We start from the raw sequence: 11,814 nt of genomic DNA on the forward strand, positions 1-11,814 counted from the left end.
TTCGGGGCCCCAACACAGAGAATTTCAGTACGAAATTCCTCGGACAAGGCAAGTTGGGGTTCTAGAGTGAAGTATCATTTGTGCTATCTATTCTATCCTACTTCCCTTTTAACTATTTTTTATTTTACCATCGTACAATTCTATAATACGATCAGCGTATTTGAACAAGCTTTCATCATGAGTAATCATGATACCTATCATTTGGTTATCTTTTATTTGTTTTCTGATCATTTCAACAACCTCTTGAGCACGACTAGCATCAAGACTTGCTGTTGGTTCATCTGCTAAAACAATTTTCGGATGATTCATAAGTGCTCTCATAATCGCTACACGTTGTTGTTGTCCACCTGAAAGCATATGTGGGTAGCTATTAAGTTGCTCTTCTAATCCAATTTTTGTTAATAATGCTTTAGCTCTTGCTTGGGCTTCTTTTCTAGACATTCCAGCTTCTTTACCTACTAAGGTAAGTTGGTCTAAAACTTTTAAGTATGGAACTAAATGAGAGGCTTGAAAGATAAAACCAATATCATTTAGTCTTAAGTGCGCTTTATTAGTATGTCGTTCAAATAAGGATTTCCCCTCGTATACTACATCACCTGATGTTTGAGATAACAGACCACCTAAAATAGTCAATAACGTCGTTTTTCCTGAACCTGAAGCGCCATTTAAAATGATGAATTCTCCATCTTTCACTTCAAAATTAATGTCTTTTAACACTTCTGTTTTTGAGCTTTTTTCACCAAATGTTTTACTTATGTCTTTAACAACTAGACCCATTATTGCCCACCTCCAATAGCTTCAATAGGATCAATTTTAATTAACTTAATAAATGATAATGATGTACCTATTAATCCAACTATCATAAATACAACAAGTACAATGATAATATTGTGCATGTCAATATGGAATGGCATTGAAACTGGCAATATTTTACTGATTAGCAAAATGACTACTTCTGCTATTGCTACACCTATAAATGTAATCATAGAAATTTGAATAATCAATGAAGCTAATAAGTGTTTTGTAGTAATACCAATTGCTTTTAAAATACCTATTTCAGATGTTTTTTGTATTGTCATTACATAAAAGAATGCGCTTAACACAATTGCCGTAATAACGTATAAACTGATAATCATCATATTCAATGGTGTTTGCTCTGCTTTATAACTTGCGATATTACTTGTTATATCGTCTGTAGTAGCTGTTTGAACGCCTTTGATGTGATTTATTTTATTTTTATCCGATTTAGATAATTGGTTCGTAACATAAAATGTTGCGACATTACTACTTTGTTCTATTTTAGATTGGTCCATCATAACAATGTTACTATGAGAATACATCGTGTTTTTTAATATACCTACAACTTTATAAGTTGTATCGTCACCTTTGACTTTAACTTTATCGTCTAAATAAAGACCTTCTGCAGTTAGTTTTTCATTTATTGCTATCTGATTTTCATTTTTAGGATAATGACCAGATTTCAAATTTGGCTGATGATTTTTCACGCTATTTATAGCCATCACGTTTTCTTCGTTTCCATTGATTTTGAAAGTTTTACCTGCCATTTTAAAAGGTTTTTCATCAATAATTTTTGAAATATTGTCTTGTTTACTTTGTGATAGAATAGATTTTTCTAATTGTGGTTCTTTCATTTTTTGAACAACAAATTGATTACCTTTAATTTGATCAAATATTGATATATTTTCTCGTGCTAGGCCTTGAGCAAGTCCACTGATAAATAAAACCATAATCGCCATTAGAAAAATAATGAACATGATTAGTATAAATCTGAACTTATAAAATTTAATCTCTTTCCAAGCTAGATTCATTGATATCCTCTCCCGTTTCTTTATATGTTAAGTTTAAGAAGAAAATATGAACTCAATATGAACAAGTATGATTTTGTTCATAATTTTCTTTATCGTAGTATAATTATTAAAAAGTATAGGAGCGTAAACATATGATTAATTGCTTAATCGTAGACGATGATGAAAAGTTATTGCAATATGTTTCAAGTCATTTAGAAAGAGAAAGTATTCAAACACATACTTTCACAAGTGGAGAAGCATCACTAGATTTTCTTGAAAATAAAAATGTTGATATTGCGATAGTAGATATTATGATGAGTGGAATGGATGGTTTTGAGCTTTGTCAGACTTTGAAAGATGATTATCATATTCCTGTCATAATGTTGACAGCTAGAGATGCATTAAGTGATAAAGAACGTGCATTTCTAAGTGGCACTGACGATTATGTCACTAAACCTTTTGAAGTTAAAGAATTATTATTTAGAATTAAAGCTGTCTTAAGACGATATCAAATTAATGCTGATAACGAGTTACAACTTGGCAACTTAATATTAAATCAGTCTTATATGGAAATTACCGTGGGTTCAAAAACGATGAATCTTCCAAACAAAGAATTTCAGTTGTTATTTTTATTAGCCTCTAATCCTAAACATATTTTCACTCGAGATGATATTATTGAAAAAATTTGGGGCTTCGATTATGAAGGAGATGATCGTACTGTTGATGTTCATATTAAAAGATTACGTCAACGTTTATCTAAATTGAAATCATCAGTATCGATTCAAACTGTAAGAGGTCAAGGATATAGGGTGGACCAAAATGTTTAAAACATTATATTCGAGAATTGCTATATATGCAATTACAGTCATTTTGTTTAGTGCATTAATGAGTTTTCTTTTTACGAATATTTATTATCACTTTCATTTGAAAGCTTCTAATGATGCAAAAATTATGCGCACACTTAAAGAAGCTCGTGAATATGAAAGAACACAAAAACCTAAACCTCTAGATACGTATTTGAAACATTTAGGTCAAATGAATTATCAAATTATGACTGTCAACGAACATGGAACCAAACATTTTTATGGGGAAACTTTTCGTAAAAATACTATAAGTCAGTCTGCAATCAAAAAAGTGCTCAACGGTGAAGATTATCACGGTATTAAAAATAAACCTTATGCATTTTTTGTAACAGGGTTCTTCGATAATGAAACGGATAATACAGTAGGTATTCAATTTAAAACAGATGATGGGGCATTAGCAGTTTTTATGCGTCCAGATATCGGGGAAACTTTTAGCGAATTTAGAATTTTCTTAGCTGTATTGATAACACTTTTACTTATTATTTCAATTTCACTAGTCATTGCATCAACATATTCTATTATTAAACCAGTGACCGCATTAAAAAATGCAACAACTCGAATTATGAAAGGTGATTTCAGTACGCCTATCAAACAAACACGTCATGATGAAATTGGAACGCTGCAATCACGTTTCAATACAATGCGTCAAAATTTAGGACAAGTAGATCAAATGAGACAACATTTTGTCCAAAATGTATCTCATGAAATTAAAACACCGCTTACACATTTACAACGATTGCTTACACAACTTGAATTGACGCAAAATGAAGAAGAGAAACAACTATATATCAATGAAATGTTTGAAATCACTAATCAAGTAAGTGAACTAACTAAGGAATTGCTACTTTTATCTGAATTAGATAATGCTTCCCACCTTACTTTTAACGATAATGTCCATTTAAATACTTTAATAAAGGATATTATTAGACATGAACAATTTCGAACTGATGAAAAAGATTTAGTTTTATTTACTGAATTGGAAGATTTGTATTTCCGAGGAAATGAAAGACTATTACATCAAGCTTTCAATAACCTCATCATTAATGCAATGAAATATGCTCCTCAAAATAGCATGATTAATGTCACTCTAACTAGTACAAATCATTTGATTATATTTAATATTGAAAATGATGGAACGATTGCAGAAGAAGATGCGAAACATATCTTCGATCGCTTTTATAAACTGAGTGACGAATCTAGTAGTAATGGTCTAGGTCTTGCCATTACCCAATCAATCATTCATCTTCATCATGGTAACATTACGCTCACTTCAGATGATAAAACACAATTTATTGTAAAACTATTTATTTAGTATGTATTCTTTAAACTATCAATTGGATTCATAACAAAATATGATGTATTTAAAACATTTCATTAATTAAACTATACGCCATATATAAAATCACCATTAAATGATAACTTATTTTTAATCATTTAATGGTGATTTTTTAAAATATTACTTTACATTCAAGTATTTTTTTACTTCTTCATTTATTGAATGATACATATCTTCATGATCTGACAATTTTAAACCAAATGATGGGACCATTTCTTTAATTTTTGGTTCCCATGACTTAAACTCTGATTTGTAACAACGTTGCAAGACATCAAACATGATATCAACAGCAGTCGAAGCACCAGGTGAAGCACCTAATAGTGCTGCAAGTGAACCATCTTCTGATGTTATCACTTCCGTACCAAATTGTAATTGACCTTTAGACTTATCTGTATCTTTAATTACTTGAACACGTTGACCTGCAGTAATTACTTCCCAATCTTCATCTTTCGCTTCTGGTAAGAATACACGCAAATCATTGATCCGTTCTTCATTTGAAAGCATTAATTGAGAAACTAGATACTTCGTCAAATTAAATTCTTTTACGCCAGCACTTAACATTGTAATCATATTATTAGGTTTTACAGATTTAACTAGATCTAAATATGAACCATTTTTCAAGAATTTCGGCGAAAACCCTGCAAAAGGTCCAAATAGTAATGATTTTTCACCGTTAACAAATCGTGTATCTAAATGTGGAACTGACATTGGAGGTGCACCTACCTCGGCTTTACCGTAGACTTTTGCATGATGTCTATGTATGACATCTGGATTTTTACATCGTAAGAATAAGCCACTTACCGGGAAACCACCAATGTGTTTAGATTCCTTAATCTTTGTTTTTTGTAATAAAGGTAAACTTGCACCACCAGCTCCGATAAAGACGAACTTAGATTCATAATTCATTACATTTGATGTATTTAAATCTTTAACCACAACTTGCCAGTTACCATTATTTAATTTTTTTATATCTAAAACTTCATGTTTATAATTAATGCCAACATTTTTTTGTTGTAAATTAGCTATTAACTTTTTAGTCAAAGCACCAAAGTTAACATCTGTACCTGTCTCGTCATACGTGATGGCAATTGCTTCATCTGATTGGCGTCCTTCCATCATTAAAGGAACCCATGAATTAATTTTTTCTGGATCTTGGGATATTTTCATTTTTTCAAATAATACATTTTTCTGTAAACTCGCCACTCGACTTTTTAAAAATTTAACATTTTCTTCCCCTTTGACAAAGCTCATATGTGGCACTGATTGAATAAATTTATCCGGACTTTCAATATGACCTTCACGTATTAAATATGCCCAAAACTGTTTAGATAATTGAAATTGCTCATTGATGTGAATTGCTTTAGTAATATCTACTGAACCATCTTGACCTTCTTTCGTATAGTTCAATTCACACAATGCAGAATGACCTGTTCCAGCATTATTCCAAACATTTGAACTTTCTTCTCCAGGTTGACTCAATCTTTCGAACAATAGTATATCTTTTTCTGGTGTTAATTCTTTTAGTAAAGTTCCTAATGTTGCGCTCATAATTCCGCCACCTATTAAGATGACATCTGTTTTGCTATGTTGAGTATTCATAACAAACACAGTCCCCCTTTTTTAATAAATAAATGGAACGATTGACACTCATAGATGTCGATGTCTTTAATAAAATTAAAGCGCTTTCTCTTTATTGCAAAAAAATCTAAGCGTCTTTTAAGGAAGTGCTCATTTCTTCCTTATCATAACCATTAATTAAACTAATTTAATTATATATATAAATTGTGTTACACAAAAGAATAAAAGTCAACATTATGAGAATAGCTTCATTACGCAATTCAAATTACAATTGTTTACATGTTACCCCATATATACGAACTAATGTTATAATAACTTAAATATCATAGAAAACAATGAGGTGTTTAACGCAATGAAGTCGTTCACATTTTTTATGCATAATATTTATGCAATGGGCGGAACGGTAAAGTCGGTGACACAACTTGCAAATACACTGGCAGAAAAAGGACATCCTGTAACAATTATTTCAGTTTTTAGAGGCACAGACTCTCCATATTTTGAATTACATTCCGCAATAAAAGTTAAAGTCTTAGTGGATTATCGTTTAAAGCTTAAAAATACTAGAGCTATTACGGCAAATCGTATCAAAAAATATACCCCCTTTTTAAATACAAAAGTGATTTCTCAATTTGAGCCAGGTAAAAGTCAGTTTTCGAGTTATGTAGAGAAAAAAATGATTAAAGCAATCAAGCATATTAAAACTGATGTACTCGTTGGAACAAGAGCTAGCTTTAATATTCTCATTTCTAAATATGCTAAAGCTGAAATAGTGACCATCGCAATGGAACATATGAATTTTGATGCTCACCCTGATCAGTATCAAAAGGAAATTATTGCTGCGTACCGTAATATCAATAAGATTACAACGTTAACAGTCGCAGATCAGCAAAAATATCAATCACAACTTAAAACTCCTGTATATGTTATACCTAATATGGTTACTGAAAAAAGAATTGCTGCTCCAAAGAAAAATCGTATTATTAGCGCCGGACGTTTAGAATATGAAAAAGGGTATGATTTATTATTAGAGAGTATTCGTTTAATACAAGAAGACTTGCGTCAATTGAATTATGACGTTCACATCTATGGTTCTGGTAGTAAGAAAACATTACTTGTTGACTTTATTAATCAATATCATTTAAATGATTTGATTAAAATATATGAGCCAACGCAAGAATTAAATAATAAACTTGCACAAAGTAAAATCGTTGTTGTACCTTCACGCAATGAAGGTTTCGGAATGATTATTTTAGAGGCAATGGTGCAAGATAATATAGTAATAAGTTTTGAAGGCAATGTAGGGCCAGATTCAATCATTAATAACGGAGATAATGGTTATTTAGTAAACTATGAAAATGTGTCTGAACTTGCAAAACGTATCGATTTAACAACACAACATTATAATGAGTTAGATCACATCGTTGAAAATAGTAAAGATACGTTGAAACAATTTAGTCCGGATCATATATATCAATTATTTATGTCTATGTTTAAATAAAAATAGGAGTGAGACTTAGTTCATTTAAAACGAACTGTCTCACTCCTATTTTTCAAATGAGAATTTATATAACAATTGCATCATTTTAAAAGATTACCTAAAATTCGACATCCAAAAGTAAGATATTGAAAGCCCGAAATGAATGACTTTATAGCTTCATTTCGGGCTTTGTATATGAAAAATACATTTCAATAAATTTTGATTTACAGAATGAATGACAAGATAAATGTCCAGATACAGACAAATACAAGTAATCCAATACTATAACGTAATGTCATTTTAAGTAATTCAGATTCTTTACCTACTTCTTTAACAGCTGCTGTTGCAATGGCAATTGATTGTGGAGAAATAAGTTTCGCCGCAACTCCACCTGCTGTATTTGAAGCTACAAGTAGTGAACCACTTGTACCAATTTGTTGTGCTACAGAAGCTTGAATTGGCGCGAATAAAGAGTTGTTATTAACAACTGAACCAGTCATAAATACGCCGATCCAACCAAGGATTGGTGATAATATTGGGAATATGCTTCCTGCTTTTGAGATACCTTGTCCCATAGCATTACTTAAACCACCATATGTTGTGATTTTTGAAATTGCTAAGATGAAACAAATTGTTATGATTGGTAACCATAATTCTTTAAATGCTTCAACAAATAAACGACCAGCATCACCAAAGTTAACTTTTTTAGCCATTAAAACAGTAATAATAATTGTAATTAAGATTGCTGTACCTGTTTGACCAATTAAGTTTAATGATAAAGTAATTGGTTTGTGTGAAATATTACTGAATGTACCAGGTAAGTCAAAGTTTGCAACTAAAGCAGATAATTTACCTTTTGGTGTAAATAATGCTTTAAATGAAGGTGCACTCCAAATCATAACAATGACAGTTAAGATAATGAATGGACTCCAAGCAAATAAGACTTCTTTACCTTTAAGTTTTTTCGGTGCTTCTGGTTTAACATCTTTTTGAACTCTAAAGATATTCTTAGGTTGGAATTTCTTAGAGAATAAAGCTAATGCTAACATAGAAGCAAGTGATGGAATGATATCAGCTAATTCTGGACCATTAAACACTGTAAGTAATCCTTGTAAAACTGTATAAGTGACAGAAACAACAAGAATTGAAGGTAAAGTTTCTTTAATTCCTTTGAAACCATCTACGATAAAGATAAGCAAGAAAGGAATAAAGAAGTTAATAATTGCTAAAGTTAATGTTGATGTTTGTGAAACTCCCATCGCTTCTACATGACCAGGTAAGTTAAGTGTATCTACAACACCAACCGGAATACCAATTGCACCGAATGCACCAGATGCAGCGTTAGCTACTAAACATAACATAGCTGCTTGTAGTGGTCTAAAGCCAAGTTGCGCTAATAAAAGTGCACAAATTGCAATTGGAACACCAAATCCTGCAGCGCCTTCTAAGAATGCATTAAATGAAAAACCAATTAAAAGAAGCTGAATTCTTTGGTCTTGTGAAATACTTGTAATACTGTCTTGAATAGTTGCGAATTGCCCCGATTTCAAAGTAATCTTATATAATAATACTGCCATAATAACAATATATCCGATTGGGAAGATACCTTGGAAGAAACCTTCAACAACCGCGCCAGAGGCAATTCCTACTGGTAATTTGAAGAAAGGAATTGCAATTAATAATGTAACCACAAGGGTTGTGATAGCAGCATAAATTCCTTTCATTTTAAATACTGTAAGGCACAGTAAAAATAAAATGATAGGGATTGCCGCAATTAAAGATGATAATAGTAAATTACCAAATGGATTAAAAGATTCTACTAACATATTGAACTCTCCTCATTAAATCTTTAGTCATGAAGACTAGGTAGACGCATACTGTCCCCTTATTAATATGTGATAAATACCTATTAAATCAGTACGATCCCCACAAGCATATCGTGACCATTTTCACAAGAAAAATATAACATTTTCTTAAATAATTTACAATGGTGTGACATGAATGTAAAGGGGTATTAAAAATTAATAAACCTTAATATTTATAGTAGTTAAGCGCTTTAATTTCACAGGTTAAAAACATATATATTTATTTTTATGTTATGTTTACATGAATTATATTATGGGCCATGATAAAATAAAAACTAACAAATATCGTTAAGAGATTGAAGGAAGATTTATGATAAAGCAAATAAATATTTCAAATATGGACAAGTTAAAAGAGCAAATGGAACGTGCACTTAGCGACGGCTATACGCATGTCATTCCCTATTCGAATGAAATTCAAATTCATCAGTCCATGATTAAAGCCATCACTTTACCTAAGACTTCATTTTTAGTTGACTATACAATTAACAATTATTATTTAAACGATTGTAAATACTTCGGGTTAGACTTTGTTGATTTTGAGGACTGGGTTAAAAATATTAATTTATATCCAAATGTTATTTATGAAATTAATTCAACATTAGAACTTATTGATAAATTTGAAGTTGAAAATATCTTTGATTTAGCATTATTAACAATTCTAAAAGGGCATATCGCAGTTGAAGGTCATGTCGTATTAGACTTTAAAGAACCATTAAAAACGAGCAAGGGATTTTGGCGCTCATTTGATCGTAATGATTTAACTTATAGAGATAAATTCTTTTTAAACACCATCGCTTATGCACATAAACAAAGAATCCCATTTACGCGTGTACCATTTAACGATCACGATAGTATTAGATATTATGATTCAGTACTACTTAGTACTAAATTTAAAGCTCCAAGATGGTTAGTAACTCCTATTAAGAATTATTCAGTTAGAAAACACAAAGAGATTAGCTATATTTATAAAAAGGATTCATCAAAACTTAAGAACCACGTCGTTTTTCTAGGATTTGATTTTGGGTATCGAGGAAACTCTAAGTATTTATTTAATTACTTTGTTAAACATAATCCTATGATAGAGTCTTACTTTATAACAGATGAGAGAACAGGACCACATTTTATTTCAACCAACGATGAAAATGTGAAGAATTTAATTGAAACAGCTACTTTTGTCATCACGGAAAGCTATATTCCTGACGATATTCACCCTAATGGTAAAATCATTCAATTATGGCATGGGACACCTATTAAAAAACTATTTTTAGATAGTAAAGAGCCACATCAAAATTTAAATATATATAACTACCGAGCTCGAAAATATAATAAATGGACACAACAAGATTATTTAGTTGTAGATTCAGAAGAATCAAAAACATACTTTGAATCAGCGTTTCCTAGTCAAAAAATTGATATATTACCTGTAGGATATCCTAGAAATAATTATTTATTAAATCGTATCAATGATGTAGGTTTACATAAACGTATATTTAGCGAGATAAATATAGATCCTACTAAGCGAGTATTATTATATGCTCCAACATGGAAAACAAATTCATCTGATGATGATGTATTTCCTATTAATGAACAGTTATTAAAACATTATAATGTTATCTATAAAGGACACGTCGAGAGTCAGAATGACTTGGTTCCTGAAGGTGTAATTATTCCGCCTAATAATATTGAAACACAAGACTTAATTATTATTTCAGATGTTGTTTTGACAGACTACTCATCAATTATTTTTGATGCTTTAACCGTAGATAAAAAAGGTTGCTTATATACACCCAATCACTCTCAATATGTCGAAGAACGTGGTGTCTATCAAGACGTAATAGACACCTTAAAACCTGTTTGGTATACCGATGCTGAACTATTAATGAATGATTTAATTACTGATAGCATTCCACAATTAAACAATAAATATACAAATAAAAATAATCAGTCATTTGAATATATTAGTAAACTTATTTCTAATCAATTGAAATAAGTGATTCATCTTATTGATGATTTTCAATATAGAAGCGAGCAAACTCATTATGGAATACAGAAATGATTTTGCTCGCTTTTTATAGTTATCTTAGTATGACTCATTCGTGTTGAAATTCACTTTACTTACAACTAAGGTTGGAAGTTAGGATCTACAACAGTAGGTTGACCTTGTCGATTAAGCGTTACAATTGAGTAAGTATTACTTTTTGATGGATCTTTAAAGCTAAACACATATCTAAATCCATCTTCTGTTTGTTCTATTGAATAATCATTATATGATTTATTTTCGCTTCCATACATATTAGCTTCATTTTTGGCAATGGAAAGTGCAGTTTCAAAATTTGGTAATTGCTGCAAAGCTTGACTGCGGTCGCCCTCAAATGGAGAAAGATATCGAGCAACACGTGTCGCATTTTCACTTTGGTATGGTGCTACATATTTATTCTGATTATCTTGTACTGATTGCTGTTGTTTATTTTGATTATCCGATGAATTTCCGTTTGAATTTGTTGTTGGTCTTTCGCTTGTTCGTTGCTCTCCTACATTTGGATTTTGATTACTTGTTCGTTCTTTATTATTGTTATTTTCCTGATTGTCTTGCTTATTAATCGTATCATTACGTTTCGAATCTTTTTTTGAGTCATGTTGAGATGATGATTTATCCTTTTGTTCTGTTTTGGAACTATCATCTTTATGACTCGATTCATCATTTCCTCCATTGGAACAGCCTACTAACATTAATGATAAAATCGTTGCACTTGCTAATACTTTTTTCATTTGAAACCGCCTCCTACTTTGTCTCTTTATCATGTTGAATTGAATTTCAATTAAAATATTAAAAAGGGCATAATATTAATTGCTCATTAATATTATACCCTATAATTATTAATTAAGT

Annotated in this window: 9 protein-coding genes; 4 read left to right on the plus strand and 5 right to left on the minus strand. The window is 30.9% G+C overall.

Annotated elements, in window-relative coordinates:
- Positions 1–108: 108 nt before the first annotated feature.
- Both HMPREF2897_RS00560 and HMPREF2897_RS00565 read right to left on the minus strand, forming a co-directional pair.
- Entirely contained in the window at positions 109–777 is a 669-nt protein-coding gene (locus HMPREF2897_RS00560) for an ABC transporter ATP-binding protein (RefSeq protein WP_002447225.1), read from the minus strand.
- A complete protein-coding gene (locus tag HMPREF2897_RS00565) occupies positions 777–1,829 on the minus strand; it encodes an ABC transporter permease (RefSeq protein WP_002447224.1) in 1,053 nt (350 codons plus the stop codon). Before HMPREF2897_RS00565 ends, HMPREF2897_RS00560 begins: the two co-directional genes overlap by 1 nt.
- A 131-nt stretch (positions 1,830–1,960) precedes the next feature.
- Here HMPREF2897_RS00565 and HMPREF2897_RS00570 point away from each other — a divergent pair, with 131 nt between their 5' ends.
- Both HMPREF2897_RS00570 and HMPREF2897_RS00575 read left to right on the plus strand, forming a co-directional pair.
- Positions 1,961–2,635, plus strand: coding sequence for a response regulator transcription factor (locus HMPREF2897_RS00570; protein ID WP_002447223.1), 675 nt, complete (start codon positions 1,961–1,963; stop codon positions 2,633–2,635).
- Positions 2,628–3,983, plus strand: a complete 1,356-nt coding sequence (locus tag HMPREF2897_RS00575; RefSeq protein WP_002447222.1) for a HAMP domain-containing sensor histidine kinase — start codon at positions 2,628–2,630, stop codon at positions 3,981–3,983. Before HMPREF2897_RS00570 ends, HMPREF2897_RS00575 begins: the two co-directional genes overlap by 8 nt.
- A 144-nt stretch (positions 3,984–4,127) precedes the next feature.
- Here the strand turns inward: HMPREF2897_RS00575 and mqo are convergent, their stop codons facing one another.
- Positions 4,128–5,606: a malate dehydrogenase (quinone) gene (mqo, locus tag HMPREF2897_RS00580; RefSeq protein ID WP_002475285.1), complete on the minus strand. Its 1,479-nt coding sequence runs from the start codon at positions 5,604–5,606 to the stop codon at positions 4,128–4,130.
- A gap of 331 nt (positions 5,607–5,937) precedes the next feature.
- Here mqo and HMPREF2897_RS00585 point away from each other — a divergent pair, with 331 nt between their 5' ends.
- Positions 5,938–7,083: a glycosyltransferase family 4 protein gene (locus tag HMPREF2897_RS00585; protein WP_002447220.1), complete on the plus strand. Its 1,146-nt coding sequence runs from the start codon at positions 5,938–5,940 to the stop codon at positions 7,081–7,083.
- 203 nt (positions 7,084–7,286) lie between these two features.
- Here the strand turns inward: HMPREF2897_RS00585 and HMPREF2897_RS00590 are convergent, their stop codons facing one another.
- Positions 7,287–8,888 (minus strand): L-lactate permease, encoded by a 1,602-nt coding sequence (locus HMPREF2897_RS00590; protein WP_070592438.1) that lies wholly within the window; start codon positions 8,886–8,888, stop codon positions 7,287–7,289.
- Positions 8,889–9,237: 349 nt separating this feature from the next.
- On the opposite strand from HMPREF2897_RS00590, the gene HMPREF2897_RS00595 reads away from it, so the two are divergent.
- Positions 9,238–10,917, plus strand: a complete 1,680-nt coding sequence (locus tag HMPREF2897_RS00595; RefSeq protein ID WP_002447218.1) for a CDP-glycerol glycerophosphotransferase family protein — start codon at positions 9,238–9,240, stop codon at positions 10,915–10,917.
- Between the two features lie 131 nt (positions 10,918–11,048).
- Here HMPREF2897_RS00595 and HMPREF2897_RS00600 read toward each other — a convergent pair whose 3' ends face one another.
- On the minus strand, positions 11,049–11,696 hold the full coding sequence (locus HMPREF2897_RS00600) for a hypothetical protein (RefSeq protein ID WP_002475292.1): 648 nt from the start codon (positions 11,694–11,696) through the stop codon (positions 11,049–11,051).
- Positions 11,697–11,814: the final 118 nt, after the last annotated feature.

Origin of the sequence: Staphylococcus sp. HMSC065D05 (assembly GCF_001813195.1) — a bacterium.
In the GTDB taxonomy this organism is placed as follows: Bacteria; Bacillota; Bacilli; order Staphylococcales; family Staphylococcaceae; genus Staphylococcus; species Staphylococcus epidermidis.